Source organism: Pseudoalteromonas xiamenensis (genome assembly GCF_017638925.1).
In the GTDB taxonomy this organism is placed as follows: Bacteria; Pseudomonadota; Gammaproteobacteria; order Enterobacterales; family Alteromonadaceae; genus Pseudoalteromonas; species Pseudoalteromonas xiamenensis.
Map to the genome: position 1 here is coordinate 1,495,564 of NZ_CP072133.1, position 16,869 is coordinate 1,512,432.

Sequence of the window (16,869 nt, forward strand, 5' to 3'; positions counted from 1 at the left end):
TGGCTGAAGTAGAGCATAATTGCACTAAATATGGCGACAAACAATAAAATTTGTACTAATGCGATACCCCTTTGCAGCTTCATTGCTCGCCCACCACGTAACGACTTAGCTCTTTAAATGAGTCCTCATGAAATGCCGCCTGAAACTTTAGTTGTTGCTCTCCAGCTTCTATTTCATAAGCAATTTTAATTGGAAATAGCATCCGACTTAGCCCTGAGTACCGTTCGTACCATGTCGCATTCACAACGTTTTCCGAAGTGGCGGTAAAAATAGATTCCTGTCCATAATAACGAAATTGGATTCGGTCAGCTTGAGCAAAAAGCTCAATTTGCTGGTCAAATACAATCTCTTGGTTTGGGCTATTCAATAATAAATGGTTGAAACTTTTAGCTTGGTAAAGCAATTTTTGTTTACCTGATGGCTCTGTAATTACACTTAATTTATAAATTTCAGGATAGTCACGGTCAAAAACCCCTTTTCTTGTCACTGCCAAAATAGAGCTTTCAGAACCAACAAAAAAGAAACTCGGTTCATTTTTATCGACAACAACATATGGATATGTGTTTGCCAAGATATTCTGTAGCAGTTCTTGATCACGATACACCTGATAAGCCTCTTCAAATGCAGTGCTATTTTTCTCCCACCTGCTAACAAGTAACTGATAGGTGGTGGTCGCTACAGTCAGTAACATAGATAATATGACAAATGAGATTAACAGCTCAATTAAGGTAAACCCTCGTTTACTTTTCATCATGCCAGCCCATTTCATAAAAATCATACTCTTTTGATTTACCTGCAATAGTGGTTGTAAGCTCAACATGCCACAACTTATAGCTGCGTTTTGCCGGTAAAAAACTTCCTGTATCAGGGTCAAAACGAGGAGGTGGGGATGCCTGTTCCGCTAACACCGCAATCCAACGATATTGAAAATGATCCTCTGTTCCTTGACCTGACAACTTAGTGTCAGTACTTTGACTACGCACTCGTATGTCATCTTCTATTGCGCTCAATGTCGATTTAAGCTGTGTCGCGAAAGATAGTGTTTCTGTTGCTTTAATACTCGCCATTGTGGCGTTTCTATATATCAAAGCACTAACACTTACTGCACTAAACAAGATTACACTGGCAACTAAAACTTCAATCAGTGTGAATCCAGTATCTCGCTTCTTACGGGGTTTAATCTGAAACTGTGTCACTGTCGAGTTTCCTTAGTTCTATCGCATAGTGCTTATCTTTATACAGAACTTGATAGGAAGGGTGTTCGCTAAGCCCTACTGCATTTAGGTGAATGTGGAGTTGATGTGCGGTGATATAATCAAAAGTCCCTTCCGCTAGAACTACTTGGTTCATTTTAACTGAATAATGGTTTCCATCTAAATAGATATCATGAGCCATTTGACGAACGAAAGCGCGTTTAGAAGTATTTGATACTAATTGTTTTAACCTTAACATTTCGTCTTTTGCTTGAACTCGCTCTAAACTAGAAAATGCCATTGGCCCAACCAGGGAAGCCATAAGTGATGTGATTGCAATCACTATAAGCAACTCGAATAAAGTAAAGCCCCTAATGCGACTTAACATTAGACACCAATATCGTTAATTGACACCATGCTGAGTAACATGATCACCACAACACCGCCAACTAACCCACCCATAATAAGTATCATTAATGGTTCAATCAATGATGTCACTCGCTGTGTCCACGTTTCAAATTCAGTTCTTGAGCGATTGGTAATTTCATCAAATACAACATCTAGCTTTCCAGACTCTTCACCGACTTCTAGTAGCGAAATGTAGAATTCTGGGTAAATTGAGGTCTGTCTTAGCACCGATGATAACACATGCCCTTTTTTGATGTTATTTCTCGCGATTTCTAATTCGCGGCGTATCTCTAGATTCTTGATGTTATTACAAGACAGCGCCAGCGCCTTATCAATAGGCACATCGGCTTTGATCATCATAGTAAGACCCGAATTAAATCGGATAGATTCAATAAGCAAAACTGCTTTTTTAATCAATGGGAGTTTTATCGCTTTACGTTGCCACCAAAGCTGAAATTGTGGAGACTTTCTAAATTTCCATATCACAGCGCCAGAAAGTACAACTCCAGATATCAAAAACCATTGGTAATTTGTCATCCAATCACTGGTATTAAGCATCAGTTCGGTGTACCACGGAATGGAGTCTGCATCTTTAAACATCACTGCCATGCGAGGGATGATCACGTTAAAAATAAAAAAAACACTTAAAATACAGACGCAAAAAATCACAAGTGGGTATGTTAATGAGCTAATTATCTTTTGCTGTAATTGTCGCTTAAACTTTAGATCAAGTGAAAGATCATGGAACACTTGGCTTAAATTCCCAGAAGCTTCACCTAAAGCAATTAAACTACAGTACAACTCATCAAAGGTATCGCTTTGCTGCCTGAATGCTTCAGATAAACTCATGCCAGACTTAAGAGATTTGCTCAGTTCACTTAGTAAAACAGCCAATGCGGGATTTGATTTTGAACGCTTGATAATATCCAAGCCTTTGTCAATTTTAACTCCGCTAGCTAATAAAAGACTTAACTCTGAAGTTAAGAACTCCACATCCGCTAACGATACTTTTTGCTTGAATAATGAAAGACCAAGCTTTTTTTGTGGTTCTTCAATAGAAACAACTAGCAGACCTTGAGACTTTAAAATCTCTAAAGCCTTTAACTCATCCGACGCCTCTATAAAACCATTATTTTTAGCGCCTGACTGTTCGAACGCTTTATATTGAAATGTTTTCACTAACCAGCAACTCTGAATACTTCATCTATAGTCGTATAACCTTGCAATGCTTTGAGCATTCCATCTTCTAATAGAGTCCTACGATTTAGTGCTTCATTGTGTTTTTTGGCTTGGGCAATAAAGTTTTCATCCTTAGGTATGCTTCGAATCACCTCATCGCAACCCAAGTATTCGGTAATTGCCATTCGTCCTTTGTAACCAGTTTGATTACAATGTTCGCAACCTTTCGCTTTTCGTAAGTCAATCCTCTCAATATTGAATCGCTGTGCTATTGCAGTTAAGTTAAGCTCACTTGTCTTTGCTTCCTCTACAGAAATGGGTTCTGAACAGTGTATGCACAATTTACGTACAAGACGCTGGGCTACAATTGAAACTAACGCTGCGTTAAGTAGGAATTCCTCTACTCCAAGATCCAGTAAACGTGTATATGCACTTGCCGCATCATTTGTGTGGACAGTACTAAACACTAAATGACCTGTAAGAGCTGACTGCAATGCTATTTGAGCAGTTTCCCTATCCCGAATTTCCCCGAGCATAATGATATCCGGATCTTGACGCACTATTGACCGTAAACCTGCGGAAAAATCGAAACCTATTTCACTGTTAACTTGAACTTGATTAATGCCTTCCAATTGATATTCGACAGGATCTTCTAAGGTGATAATTTTCACATCGTCGCTATTAAGCGCATTAAGAAAAGTATAGAGTGTCGTTGTTTTCCCTGAACCTGTAGGTCCTGTGAGCAGAATAACTCCTGCCGTGCATTTAATATCACGCTTTATTTGATTTTCAATATCAGTGGATAATCCCAACACTGCCATGTCATATTTCACATTATCTTTACGCAAAAAACGCATAACAATAGATTCACCGTCGTTTAAAGGCAATGCAGACACACGAATATCTATTTCTTGATTCGCTATGCGCGTTTCAATCTTTCCGTCTTGAGGTCTACGTTTTTCAGCAATATCCATCCCTGACAATATTTTTAAACGTGTAATTAATGGTTTTTGAAGTTTAGTTGGAATACGCTCAGCTTCGTGCAAAACCCCATCCACGCGATAACGGACCCGCCAGCTGCCTTTGTTTGGTTCAACATGCATATCTGAGGCACCTTGACGAAGAGACTCGAGACATTAATGTATTTAATAAATTGACTACTGGTGCTTCTGTTGCTAACTCTTTTAGTCGCTCTTCTTCATCTAAGGAGTAATTTTCATCTTCTATGGCTGTTGAAATGACCGCTGATATCAAAGTCTGAATATCGGATTCAGCGCCTACAAAAATAGTCGGAGTAATTCCCTGCAGACTAATCCATTCGCTCACTTCCAAATCCAATGGGTTTGATGTAGCAAAGGTCCAGTGTTGATTTTCGCTCTTCAGCACAACCCACTTTCGTTCGTGAAGAAATGCTCCGTGCTTAGTATTACTGTAGCTATCAAGCTGTTCTTCCCATAGGCTTATATCGAGTAAGGAAAAATTGTATGCTTCAGCAATGACCTTTGGTAAGTTTTCCTCAGCAAGACTTCCCATGTTCAAGAGAATCTGCTCCAAACGACCGCCGTTTCGTTGTTGGTAAGTGCTTGCTTTTTCTAAATCTGAGGCGCTAATTCCATATGATTCAATCAACAATTCCGCGAGTTGCATTAGTGTAAAATATCCTCGTTATTTTCAACACCACCCGGCTTTCCGTCTGCACCATAAGACATTAATGTATAAGGGTTACCATTATCGCCCGGTACTTTATATACATATTGATTGCCCCAAGGATCTAATGGCACATCTTTAGGCAAATACGGACCATCCCAACGAGGATGTGAGGCTCTTTCGCAATTCATCAAGCGTTTGTGGATATTGACCAACATCTAAACGATACGTATCTAGAGCAGTTTCAAGGGCTGACATCTGGCTTACCGCAGTTCCTCGCTCGGCTTTACCTAACTGTCCGAAAAATTTTGGAGCTACAAGAGAAGCCAATAAGCCCAAAATCACAATTACTATGAGTAACTCCATCATAGTAAAACCAGCATTCTTATTTTTTCTCAAACTTACTTTAAGCATATATTTAACTCTTTCTTCTTCGTCTTGATTTTCTAACAACATGAGTTCTTAAAAAGCGGGCTACCTTCCAAGCGTGTATCAAACAATACAAATAGCACAAAAAAACACCAACAAATACAATAAGCATCACCCATTCTGGGACATTCGATATGTCACCCACTATCCCTATTCCAGCCAAGAAAATAGAGAACATGGCGATACTGAATAAGGCACGACGAGAGCTAAAGCCAATACGCATAAACACATGATGTAAATGATCTCTGTCGGGTTTAAATGGTGATTGACCTTTTCGAACCCTGCGAATGATAATTGCAACCATATCCATCAATGGAACTGCAATAATCCAAAGCGCTGTAACAGGGCGAAACACTTTAACATCAATAGCTTGAGTCGCTTGCATTAACAACCAAATCACACTTAGCCCTACAAACATAGACCCTGCATCACCCATAAATATTTTTTTATTTTGGTGGCCACATAGCCCTAAGTTAAACGCAAGGTAAGGCAGCATTGTTGACATAATCGCAAGCGCTAATAGACTCCATTGAGTATCGCCATTAAACGCCATAAGTATAAAAATTGATGTGAAAGTCACCAAACTCATCGAGCCGGCAAGACCATCTATACCATCAATCATATTAAAAGCATTGATAGCTGCGACCACTGCAACCACTGTAAATACAACACCGAAATATCCCAGTGAGACATTCCCAAAGCCAAAAAGGTTCCCGAGTTCGGAAATTGTATTTTCTGCGCCCCAAATCATGACTAACGCAATGATCGTTTGCACAAAAAGTCTAACTCTTACACCTAATTCGCGATAATCATCAATAACACCAAGTAGAACTATCGCACCAGCACAAGCCAAATAGGTCAGAAGTGCTTTTTCCAGCGGAAAGAATAGGAGCGCAGTGCTAAAAACAGCAATAAAGATTGATACGCCGCCAATCAGCGGAATGGCACCTACGTGTTTTTTACGCTGATTGGGTAAGTCGACTAAACCTGCACGCACCGCAACTGGCTTAATAGCCAATATTGCTAAATATGAACTGATAAAAGCGAAAATGGCGATAATCACAGTCTGCTACTTTTGGTTAAATTGAATTTACGATCCGATATTGTATTGCACTTCATTGCTAAATTCCATCATACGCTATCTACGAGAACGATTAGTAACAAGATAATGAAAAGCGATCACTCCAAACAGTGAAAAAACACCGCCTGCAAACGCCGCTGCAATACATATCAGTGCTCTGCGGGGGCCTGACTTTTTATCTTGTTCTATTGCAGGATCTATCACCTTAAATACATATTGATTTTGCGTTTGTGCAAGCATCTTCTTTTGCTCTTGCTGTTCGATCAACTGATAAAAAATCTTTTGCATATCAGCAATTGGTGTTTCAAGTAAAGCCTTTTTGAGGTAGGCAATACGAGTTACGGCCTCTTCAATATCAGCATTCTGAATATTTAGATTAATTTCGGAAACTAACTTGTCGGATATCTCTTTTGCGACTCGCGGTGAAAAATGAGTCACTGTAATAGTTACTAAGCCTTTTTTATTATCCTCTTCAACACCAATTATTTTACCTATGAAATAATCTCTGACTTCTTGGACTGTTGGCTCAAAAGACTTTCCAGTCTGCTGATTCACCTTCCAACTTCCCGATTTCACATCATAGATATCAGGATTGAAAATGAGTTTATCATTATCTTTGTCCCAAGAAGTTGTAGCCATCAAAACAGCTTTGAGTTTGTATTTATTAACAAATTCATTGACGAATTGACGACTTTTTAGAATTTGCAATGCTAAATCTGTGTTATTTCCACCTTTTGCATTAAGACCAACACCCGCAAGCGCAGCAAATCCACCAAGCTCTGATTTCAAAGAAGAGAATCCACTTGATTTTCCATCTTCTACCTTCGCAAGTAACGTTGTAGAGGAGTAAACATTCGGTAAGCTCAAAGCAAACCAAACTCCAGCCGTAATCGATAATGCAGTTATGGCGGCTATAAACCACTTTCCTTTCCAAACAACGCGAAACAAAGATTGTACATCAATTTCACTGTATTTAATCAGTTCAGCTTCAGAATACTGCATGATGATTCCTTATTTATTTAATGTCGCAAGAGAAGCTGCTGCTAAACCAATTTGGCTAAGAATCTGGGTTGCTTGACTCCACACAGTTAAAGTATCGTACTGTTCAGTATCCAATGGAACAACGATAGAATCTCCCGGCTCTAAATAGCCTTTTGCGTCAGAAACACTAAACCAAGACTGTGATTTTGGAATAACAACTGAACCATTGGCCTTAATCACATACACCCGCTCTTCATCTGCTTTTTGTTTAAAACCTCCAGATGCTCGTATGTAGTCATAAACGTCCTTTCCTGGTTCATAAATGTGGGTTGATGCGATATATACTTCACCTATTACACTGATTGAGTTTTGAAGAGATGGAACATAGAGCGCATCACCATTCTCTAAAGGTAAATCAAGTGATTCACGGCTATCAAGATCGATTACAAGTCTACCTAAAGCTTCGACGTCAGCCAAATCTTGCATTATCTTATCCATATCTGTATACGACATACGAGATACATTAGACGGGCCATTTTTAAAAGTAGAAGATACAATGTCACGCCTCAACTCTTCAGAAAGTCTCTGAATTTGGGAGCGTTCACGTGTTTTGATGGATTCTCTTGTGAAAATGGCGGCTTCTTTGTGCGCATAACTTGTAAAACCTCCAGCTCTTCGAATAACGTCATCAAGCTTTTCACCTCGATATATGGTGTATAAGCCAGGGAACATGACTTCCCCAACTAACTTGACCTCTAATTTATCTTGCCAATTCGGTTTCGGGAAAATGGTGATAGTATCTTTGCTGGTCAAAATTAACGATTCTATTTGTTCTGAATTTGCAGCATTAAATTGAATATGCTCTACACGTTTATCATCCTTACTAGAATTATATATTCGCGTAATCTCAACTTTTTCAAGATAAGCTGATTCCTGTAATCCTCCCGCCGCTTGAATAGCTAATTTGAAACTAGGGTTTATAGGCAGAGGATATACACCTGGAAATTTAACTTTGCCATTAATGGCTAATACTTTTACGGGGTTTTCAGCCGATGATTGACTTTGCAATTTTGTTAGAATCGCAGGTAATAGACTACGGCGACTAAATACTGCAAAATCAGCCTCATCAGGCTCTTCAGTTTCTAGTAATGAATCAATACTTTTTACTTTTTGCGCCTTTTTGCGTTCAACCTCAGAGCTTTTTTCTTCTTCCAGCAACAAAGCTTCTTCATCGTATTGACCAACGTAACGTAAAAATTGTTGTTTTTCATACTGTTCCCACAACTGAATACTCTTTTGCAGCTTTAGTTGCTCTTTACTAAATGCAAAATCAGAGAGTAATTTCTCTTCTTCTTCTTTGAGTTCATAACGACTAAAAATAACCAAGGTATCGTTCGATTTCAAATCAATATCTTGGGTTTTATTGATAATGATGTCTTGCAATGCGAATTGAACTATTTCAATGTCGCCTTTCAAATTAACTTCACGAATCAACAAGCTATAAGAATAATCCGCGATCGCTAAGAAGTCCTCTCGAGGATTTGAAAATAATGTTTGAAGCGTCTGCCCTTCTTGCCATTGGAAGTTTCCTGGGTTCGTCACTGCTCCAACAACAGTTACTGTATTTTGTAGCCTAGATGACGTTTGGTTTACCGTGATTTCGTCACCATTAATTGGGGTATATCCCTTATTCTCATTAAAGTTTGCATTTACAACAACGCGACGACCACTGGCATCATAACGAGATACAACTACCTTACTTTTATTTGCATTAGCTTTAAGTCCGCCCACCATAGCAATGATACTTTCGATACTATCAGACTCTTTTAACTCGAAAATAGCTTGACGATTAACCTCACCTTTGACAGTGATTTTTTTCTGGGCAGGAGGGATAAATACAACATCACCAGATTTCAAGACAACATCGCTTGAACTATCGCCAAACAGCAATAAATCGTAAAGATCGAAATTCGCTATTAGTCTTCCACCGCGCTTAACTTGAATATTACGAAGAGAATCCCCTTCATTGACACCTCCTGCGACAAATAAAGCATGTGTAACAGTTGCCAATGGTGAAACCATGTAACTTCCAGGTCTGTATGCATCGCCGACAATCATGATGCGCATAGAACTTAGGGACCCCATCGTTAAATAGGATTGTACACCAATCATTTCTTCTTGAATCTTGGTTTTAACAAGTTCTTTTAATTCAGAAAAAGTTAACCCGATTACATGAATTGGCGACAAATTAGGGATTGATAGGCGTCCTTCTCTATCAATCTTTAGATAAAATTCCGATGTAGTCTTTCCATATAAATTCACTTTTACTTCATCGCCGATATTGACCAAATAATCATCCGCTATCGGTGCCATTTCTGTTGGAAGGAAAGTAGTCGGCTGACCAGAAAATAACTCATAACCGAATGCTTTTATTTCTTCTTTTTTCGGTTTGAACTTGTCATCCAAGTCCGATTCTTCCGGCTCCACTTTTTGATCTCGTGGCAAAATAGACGATTCATTCGACTTTTCATCGTTTTTGTATTTCTCATCCAAAGAACTCGGTAATGCTATACCCAATTGTTTAGCTAAAGCTTCTTGTTGAGCTTTTGGCAATTTTTTGAATTGCTCGATTTGTTGTTGATTTGGGGATGCTGCAAACGCTGTATCTACTACAAGCAAAAACAACGACAAGATGAACAGTCTGAGGAAATTCACGTAAATCTCTTCCGTTATAGATTTTATTGCAGGCAATTCTACCTGAGTTTGAAAGAAATTAAAGGGCGCAGTGCGCCCCTGATTTAGTTAGTTTGTTAAAAACTGTATACCAAAGTCAAAGAAGTCTCTGTATCTGTGTTTTCTTTGCCTTCCGCAACATCGGAGTTGTTTGTGATGTTGTATGCAACTTTCATCTGAAGTGAGCCATTGATTTTAGTTAAAAGCGCTGTTTCAGATTTCGTTTTCGTGTTGCTATCACCGTATTCAACTGCAACCAATTGCGTGAACTTTGCGTTGTCTGAAAGCTTCCAGCTAAAATCCAGTTTTCCAAGGGCAATCATCTCTCCCTCAAATTCTCCGGCTTTTGGGTCACTACCATCATCACTTTCTTGATGTTCAAAATACTTATAACCTGGACCGATTTCCGCATTCAACACCATATCTGGTGTGTTGATGAAACGAGTACCATAACCAAGCGAAACAACTGATTCACTTCGGAATGCACCAAAATAATCAGAAACATAGCTTCCATAAAGGTACAGATGGCTGTGCTTTTCGTTTAGTTTATAGTTACCTTGAACAGAGGCCGCGTATTTTTCATTTGTACGCTGCGTGCGTTTTTCCCCGTTATCGCCCTCAATTTCATCTTCTTTGTAGATTCCATCAAGTTTGTATTCGTTTTCCCAACTTTCTAAACTGTGTTTAGCTTTGATGCCACCTTTTAGTGTTGTCGTTTCGGTATTACCACTTGTAATAATCGCGCCAACTTCACTTGTGACTTCCCATGTTTTGTCGTTATCCGCGAAAGCATTCGCATTTAAACAAGCAGCCGCCAATACCGTAAAAACTGGTAGTTTCATGTGTTTCAAACCCTTTTCAATTAATCTTTGTGTAAATGAACGTCCATTTGAGGGAACGGAATAGTGATGTCGTTTGCATCAAGCTCTAATTTAATGTTTTCTACAATAGCAAAATACGTTGGCCAATACTCACTCGTATTGACCCAAGGGCGTACCACGAAGTTAACACTTGAATCGGCTAACTCCAGCACCGCTACTGTATAAGCAGGATCTTTAAGTACTCTAGACTCGTTGTCGAGCACCGACTGAAGCACTTCTTTTGCTTTTTTCAAGTCGGAGTCATAGCTAACGCCAATGACTAAATCAATCCGACGTGTCGCTTCGCGCGAGAAATTCACGATAGGACCCGACATAATTGCCGAGTTAGGCATAATGATAACTTTGTTATCTGGAGTGCGAAGTTCAGTAGAGAAAATTTCAATCTTTTGAACACTCCCCGCACGACCACCGGCTTCAATGTAATCGCCCGATTTAAATGGACGTAACATAATAATCAATACGCCTGACGCAAAGTTTGATAACGATCCCTGAAGGGCAAGACCTACAGCTAAGCCTGCAGCACCTAATATCGCAATGAAACTCGTCGTTTCAATACCAACTTGCGATAGCGCCATTAGTACCGATGCAGCAAAGACCAACGCATAAAAGATATTCGCAACAAATGAGCCTACCGCTTTATCTACGCCTTTTTTTGCAAACGCTTTTTCAGTTAGACCTTCACAAAAACGCGCAATCCGCATACCAACGAACAAAATGACGATCGCTAATACGCCTTGGATTGTGTAATGTATGATTAAATCAGTATTATTTCTAACCCAATCTAAAATTGATTCCATGATGTCCACTCCGATTTGAATGTGAGCTGATTATTATATGATCCATTGATCATACATAGCGTATATGAATTTTGCCTGTACAACAGAAAAATTTATTAATTTCAAAAAAACTTAAATTTTTCCTTTCCATTACAGGATGTTTTATGTATTATGCGCGCCACACCACACGAGGTGTACAACTCTTTATAGTGGCGGCTGTAGCTCAGTTGGTAGATTCCGGATTGTGATTCCGGTTGTCGTGGGTTCAATCCCCATCAGTCGCCCCACTTCTTTTACGATTCCCTAGCATTTTCATAAAATAATTATTAAGCTGACACTCTATTCGTTTTTCATTTGGTTCTTTATTTGTCTTTGAAATCGATTTTTCTTGGTTTAGTGTTTTTTTTCAACTCTTATACCGTAGTTGCATCCATACCAAAACTTACTTTTTCCTATGGCGAAGTAAACACTTTTCCTCAAGTAATCCTAAGTGATGACGGTGACATAAAATCTGGGATCTTATTTGACTTAGCGAATGCCCTCGGTAGTGAACTGAATATTCAAATCGAGTTTTTAAAAACACCAAGAGCGAGGCTCGAACAATTACTTTTAGACAAATTTGTTGATATTAACTGTACAGCAAACCCAAAATGGCTGACCTCATCCGAATTGATTTGGAGTGAGCCGCTATATGATAATCCTGATTTGCTGATCAACCACCTCAATTTGAGTTCTGTTGAGCAGTTGATTACTTACGCTGAGAGTAAAGCGGATCCAACGCTGATTGGCACTGTTCTGGGCTATCGCTATCCTAGCTTGGAGCCACTTTTTGACCGTGGCAAACTCGTTCGAATAGATAGTATCTCTCCTTCAATAAGCTATCAACGCTACTTGCGAGGGGATTTTCCAATGTTTGTCATTGCAAAGACTGAAGCTTCGATAATCGACACTGCGCAAACACAACATAGCGCTTTAATTGATCACAACTACCTATACTGTGCGTTATCGCCAAAACTGTCCGCGGATGAAATTTCAAGACTTCTAGTAGCAATTCAGAAAGTTGTAGCATCAGGGGCAATGACAGATATCGTAAAACGTTATAATGACCAATGATAAAAACTGCCTAAACTAATGGTACGCTTTCTAGCTCCTTTTAATATAACCAGCCAGAATTTACGTCACGCTCTTTGTGCTGTACTAGCAGAAGTTTAAAAACATTCCACAATTCCATTTCTTAATTTATGGATGGGTTTTAGGTTGCTAGGTAAAAATATCAGAGATTACTTTGGGTACCTTTAACTATTGGAAGAAGCAAACAAAAATGCCACCTTTCGGTGGCATCACACACGGGATTATTTCTATTTACAGATAGAAATGCGTTTCTTTTATTATTATTTTAAAACTCATTAGTTCCAGCGCTTAAGCTTATGGCCTTTCAACGCGTAGAATAAAATAAACAGATAACACGGGATCATAACAATGTAAGCGCCTTGCTGGCCAAGACCCGTTGCACTCACGCCGCCCCAAATCAATGGACCAAACGCGCCGCCCGCAATACCCATAATCAATAAACCAGAACCTACACTAGTTAAGCGCCCGAGTCCAGAAAGTGCCAATGGCCAAACGGCTGGCCAGACCATTGCATTCGCAAGACCCAACGCTGCGATAAACATCAACGTATCTGGTAATGCAATAAGCCCAAACGGAACTAACAGCACATTAGAAATAGCATAAGATTCTGAATTGCCGAACACAATCGCTAGTGATAGCAAAATACCAATCACAGCCGAAGTCCGTCAATGCCGATTGTTGCGAAATAAACCTTGGAATTAACAAAATACCAATAATGTAACCAATTACCATACAAAACATCGTGTAAGACGTCATGATACTGTAATTTTCGACCTTCAATGAAAGCGCATAAATACCGATGGTGTCACCGGCAATCACTTCTACGGCAACATAAACGAAAAGCGCAAGTACACCTAATGCGAGATTTGGGTATTTAAGGGCTTCTTTGATATCGCCAGCGCCTGGCTCTACTCCATCATCTTCGGACTGTAATTCCGGCAGCGAAGAGAACTTAACAAATAGAGTAAACGCCAAAATGAGCAGTGCCATATAAATGTAAGGCATCACCAAACTTTGCGCCATCATGTTCTTTTGCTCTTCCGTTAACGTGCTACCCACAGAAAAATCAAGATTTACAACAATTAACGCAGTAAAGATATGCGGTGCGATAACACCTGCAAATTTGTTCAAAATGCCCATGATACTAACACGTACCGCAGCGGATTCTTCTGGGCCAAATTTAACTACGTAAGGATTAACGGCGGTCTGAAGTAATGTAAAACCAATACCATAAATAATCTGGGCAGCGAGGAACACTTCAAACATATGTGTTTTGGCAGCAGGAATATACAGAAGTGCGGCAGTCATCATAATTAACATGCCAAGCGCCATGCTGTTCTTATAACCGATTTTTCGGATCACCTTCGCTGATGGAATCGCACTAAACGTCACCGATATGTAAAAAGTAAAAATAATAAGTGAGGTTTTAAAAGGGGTGAGTTCAAGCATTTGCTTAAGATAAGGCATTAGCGAGCCATTGATCCATGCTATAAATCCAAGCAAGAAAAACGACGACGCAGCAACAATCATAGGCATTAAACTGCTTTTTTTGTTTTGTTCATATTCCACTGTGGCTTCCATAAACTTCATCTCGTTGCAATTGAGGTTATGTTATCACCGACTCAATGTCAGTGTTTTTTTATCTATTATGAATAGGCGCTTAAAAATGACAGCGCTGACATTTTACTTTACGTTAAAATTTATTATTTGACCAGTGTGTTTTTCTTAACCAAACAATAGTGAAAAAGGGCCAAATAGCCCTTTATTGCATGAAATATCGTACCTTAATTTGGTAAGTATGTAATTCTGCTTACATTTTTATTACCGAGGTAGGTTCTGATCTGTACTGATGAACCCTGTGCCACAGAGGTTGGACCTGAGTAAGTTTGCCATGACTTTCCACCGTCAATACTAAATTGGATTGGTAATAGAGGAAATGCACTGTTGGCGTGTAGTTTGCCATCTTCAATAATTGCACCTGGCACAGGTAAATGTGCACCTATCCCAGCGGCGTCAAGTTTTGCTAATTCCTTTTCGCTAAGTGTCGCTGCGAATTGTGCCCAATCTTCTAGGCGCTGAGCTTTGTTTATCGTTTGGCCTTCCCATTTTGCTTTATGCCAAGCACGTTCGGCAAGCGGCAATAAACGCGGAAATACCATTTCTAAAAACTGAGATTCAGTCCGTATTGTTTCACTCCACACTTGGCCTTGTATACCGAGTATATTTTCAGGCTTTTCAAGCTGTGGCAATGCACGCCCTACGAGCGCTTCCAAATTATCAATTGGGTCAAGATCCCGAGTCACGTCAGCATTGGCATATAAATCGTCCGGCATGTACCCGAACACCTTTTGCGTATCCGTCGCGCGAGCAGCCCAATAGTAGCCACGCTCTAAAGGATGCGCTTCGTACGGGTGGTCAAAGTACAGGTGAGTTCCGTGAGATAAAATCACTTGATATCCATCATTCGCAAGACGATACGCTCTGTCCGCAACTCCCCACTCCCAAATATTGTCCCACGCATTAACTGTAAAAGATTTGTTTGGAAACTCTTCGCGGTTGAATGGTGTGGTTGCGTCATACATCAAACCATCTTCCCACGCACCTGGCGTTATTCCACGGCGGGAAAATATTTGAGCAACACGTTGTGTGAAGTAAGGCTTTAAATCTTGAACACCAGCCACGCCATTGTCAGCTTGTTCGAACAGCTTTTGGCACGCAGGGGAACCAGTCCAAGCCCCGTGCCCGACCTCGTCTCCGCCAAAGTGCAAGTTCGTCAAACGTACACCTGCTTCTCGATACATCGATTGAATTTCGTAAGTCACTTTTTCAATAAAAGCATACGAGGAATCCATGCAAACATTCAGTGCATTGTCGGTATAACTTTGAACCGTTGAGTAAGTTGAAGTATCGGTTGCTTCACTAAGCAGATATGCCTTTGCAGCGACCAAATTTCCCTTGGCAGAATAGTGGTGATAACGAGCTTCCATTGCTTTAATCGCAGCACGTGCATGTCCAGGGCTTTCGATTTCAGGAATGATGTCAATGTGTCGAGCTTTGGCAAACTTAAGTAGTTCAATAAAATCATTTCGGCTTAAGTATCCATTCCCACTACCCGACTTAAACGGCCCCGTGCCAAGCTGAGTAAGTAAGCATGTCTGCTCTTGTAAATCAAAACAACGTGTAGCACCTATGTCAGTCAGTTCGGGTAAATCTTTAATTTCAAGTCGCCAACCTTCATCGTCCGAAAAATGCCAATGAAACTTATTCAGTTTGTACTTTGCCATTTGTCCAACAAGTTTAAACATCGCGTCTTTGCCATGGAAATTACGTCCATTATCGTAATGCATACCTCGCCAATTGAATCTAGGTGCATCCTTGATTTCACCGCGAGGAAGCACGACTTCATTGTTTGCATTGGCCGGGAACAGCGCTAATAAACTTTGAATACCATAGAATACCCCCGCATTATCCGCACCCACAATGCGAATTCGGTCACTATCGATATTCAATGTATAACTTTGGGCATCCTTAAGTTTTTTATCAACAGAAAGCTCTATCGCTTTAGCCCCCTTCTCTAAAGGTATGTGGTCAGCCTGCATTGCTAATGTAAGACCATACTCAGCCAAATCTTCTTTGAAAACGCTGACTTCGGATGCCAGACGACCCGAAAATCGAACGTGCCAATCATTACTGAGTCTTGTTGAACCTCGTTTAAACTCAACTTGCTGAGGTTTTGGAATAATGCGTGTGGACGCATCTTTGATTTCAATGCTATTTACTGCCAAGTTTTGTTCAAAACGGATAGCCGCAGTCGGCGTCACCGTTTGATCTACTGGGTCGTTATATCGCTTTAGTTGATTTTCACGGGTAAACGGTGTCACAAATTGAGTCAGATCTTCCGTGTCCGTATTAGCAAAAATAGCTGGTTGCAATTGTTTTGATACGATGAAAGCACGTGGCATAAAATCGGAGTATGCCGCAATCCACGCGGCAGCTTCAAATTCAACTTTTATTGACTGACCATGTGCTAATCCTGGAAATTCAGTGGTGGGGATAAGGCGATGGAGATCGCCATTAACGTGTTCAAGTTTGAAACCTGGGTGGCGAACTTTTGCAATTTTTCGAATAGAATGAATGTAAATTTGCCAATCACCTAGGCCTTTGGGCAGCTCAACGTTTGAATTGTTGGTTAAGGCAATTGAAGCTAATACTTCTCCTGTTTTACCAAAAAAATTATCTTCAGACGTGAACATTAGTGTGGTGTCTTTCGCAAACGCATTTAAACTTTGCTGATTAAAGTTTGCATTGGCAAACAACGGGACCGCGGCACACGCGCCCAGAATCCATTGATATTGCTTTTTCATTCTTCTTTCTCCGAACCTTGGTGGTTTCAGGCAACCTTCTAATTATTGCAGATATTTTGCTCAACT

General features: G+C 40.0%; 11 protein-coding genes, 1 tRNA gene and 4 pseudogenes. 2 read left to right on the top strand and 14 right to left on the bottom strand.

The genetic code is table 11. The annotated features are described in order from the left end of the window. Positions 1-79 precede the first annotated feature (79 nt). From J5O05_RS07280 to J5O05_RS07330, 12 genes and pseudogenes are all read right to left on the bottom strand, one after another. Positions 80-769 (bottom strand): type II secretion system protein, encoded by a 690-nt coding sequence (locus J5O05_RS07280; RefSeq protein ID WP_208844218.1) that lies wholly within the window; start codon positions 767-769, stop codon positions 80-82. Continuing rightward, a complete protein-coding gene (locus J5O05_RS07285) occupies positions 741-1,196 on the bottom strand; it encodes a PulJ/GspJ family protein (protein WP_208844219.1) in 456 nt (151 codons plus the stop codon). Before J5O05_RS07285 ends, J5O05_RS07280 begins: the two co-directional genes overlap by 29 nt. Beyond that, positions 1,177-1,494: a hypothetical protein gene (locus tag J5O05_RS07290; RefSeq protein WP_244369898.1), complete on the bottom strand. Its 318-nt coding sequence runs from the start codon at positions 1,492-1,494 to the stop codon at positions 1,177-1,179. The genes J5O05_RS07285 and J5O05_RS07290 overlap by 20 nt, the downstream gene beginning before the upstream one ends. A gap of 12 nt (positions 1,495-1,506) precedes the next feature. After that, a pseudogene (locus J5O05_RS22840) lies at positions 1,507-1,581 on the bottom strand (prepilin-type N-terminal cleavage/methylation domain-containing protein); the annotation flags it as partial. Then, positions 1,581-2,780 (bottom strand): type II secretion system F family protein, encoded by a 1,200-nt coding sequence (locus tag J5O05_RS07295; RefSeq protein ID WP_208844221.1) that lies wholly within the window; start codon positions 2,778-2,780, stop codon positions 1,581-1,583. The pseudogene J5O05_RS22840 and the gene J5O05_RS07295, both read right to left, overlap by 1 nt. Beyond that, positions 2,780-4,427, bottom strand: a pseudogene (locus J5O05_RS07300) (GspE/PulE family protein). Before J5O05_RS07300 ends, J5O05_RS07295 begins: the two are co-directional and overlap by 1 nt. Next, a pseudogene (gspG, locus tag J5O05_RS07305) lies at positions 4,427-4,883 on the bottom strand (type II secretion system major pseudopilin GspG). Before gspG ends, J5O05_RS07300 begins: the two co-directional pseudogenes overlap by 1 nt. Beyond that, positions 4,846-5,919 (bottom strand): UDP-N-acetylglucosamine--undecaprenyl-phosphate N-acetylglucosaminephosphotransferase, encoded by a 1,074-nt coding sequence (gene wecA / locus J5O05_RS07310; RefSeq protein WP_208844222.1) that lies wholly within the window; start codon positions 5,917-5,919, stop codon positions 4,846-4,848. The pseudogene gspG and the gene wecA overlap by 38 nt, the downstream one beginning before the upstream one ends. 75 nt (positions 5,920-5,994) lie before the next feature. Beyond that, positions 5,995-6,939: a Wzz/FepE/Etk N-terminal domain-containing protein gene (locus tag J5O05_RS07315; protein WP_208844223.1), complete on the bottom strand. Its 945-nt coding sequence runs from the start codon at positions 6,937-6,939 to the stop codon at positions 5,995-5,997. Between the two features lie 9 nt (positions 6,940-6,948). Next, complete coding sequence (locus J5O05_RS07320) at positions 6,949-9,633, bottom strand: SLBB domain-containing protein (protein WP_244369900.1); 2,685 nt, start codon at positions 9,631-9,633, stop codon at positions 6,949-6,951. A gap of 95 nt (positions 9,634-9,728) precedes the next feature. Then, entirely contained in the window at positions 9,729-10,493 is a 765-nt protein-coding gene (locus J5O05_RS07325; RefSeq protein WP_208844224.1) for a DUF481 domain-containing protein, read from the bottom strand. Positions 10,494-10,513: 20 nt separating this feature from the next. Next, entirely contained in the window at positions 10,514-11,329 is an 816-nt protein-coding gene (locus J5O05_RS07330) for a mechanosensitive ion channel family protein (protein ID WP_208844225.1), read from the bottom strand. 191 nt (positions 11,330-11,520) lie between these two features. Here J5O05_RS07330 and J5O05_RS07335 point away from each other — a divergent pair. Together J5O05_RS07335 and J5O05_RS07340 are read left to right on the top strand one after the other, a co-directional pair. After that, positions 11,521-11,595 (top strand) — tRNA-His (locus tag J5O05_RS07335). Between the two features lie 85 nt (positions 11,596-11,680). After that, on the top strand, positions 11,681-12,421 hold the full coding sequence (locus J5O05_RS07340) for a hypothetical protein (RefSeq protein ID WP_208844226.1): 741 nt from the start codon (positions 11,681-11,683) through the stop codon (positions 12,419-12,421). A 293-nt stretch (positions 12,422-12,714) separates the two neighbouring features. On the opposite strand, the pseudogene nagP reads toward J5O05_RS07340, so the two are convergent. Beyond that, a pseudogene (nagP, locus tag J5O05_RS07345) lies at positions 12,715-14,020 on the bottom strand (N-acetylglucosamine MFS transporter NagP). 203 nt (positions 14,021-14,223) lie between these two features. Next, positions 14,224-16,803 (bottom strand): family 20 glycosylhydrolase, encoded by a 2,580-nt coding sequence (locus J5O05_RS07350; RefSeq protein WP_208844227.1) that lies wholly within the window; start codon positions 16,801-16,803, stop codon positions 14,224-14,226. Between the last annotated feature and the right edge of the window lie 66 nt (positions 16,804-16,869).

Excerpts from the sequence above, each read along its gene's own strand:
- J5O05_RS07280 (WP_208844218.1), bottom strand. The coding sequence starts at position 769 with ATGAAATGGGCTGGCATGATGAAAAGTAAACGAGGGTTTACCTTAATT.
- J5O05_RS07290 (WP_244369898.1), bottom strand. The coding sequence starts at position 1,494 with ATGGCATTTTCTAGTTTAGAGCGAGTTCAAGCAAAAGACGAAATGTTA.
- J5O05_RS07315 (WP_208844223.1), bottom strand. The coding sequence starts at position 6,939 with ATGCAGTATTCTGAAGCTGAACTGATTAAATACAGTGAAATTGATGTA.
- J5O05_RS07325 (WP_208844224.1), bottom strand. The coding sequence starts at position 10,493 with ATGAAACTACCAGTTTTTACGGTATTGGCGGCTGCTTGTTTAAATGCG.
- J5O05_RS07330 (WP_208844225.1), bottom strand. The coding sequence starts at position 11,329 with ATGGAATCAATTTTAGATTGGGTTAGAAATAATACTGATTTAATCATA.
- J5O05_RS07350 (WP_208844227.1), bottom strand. The coding sequence starts at position 16,803 with ATGAAAAAGCAATATCAATGGATTCTGGGCGCGTGTGCCGCGGTCCCG.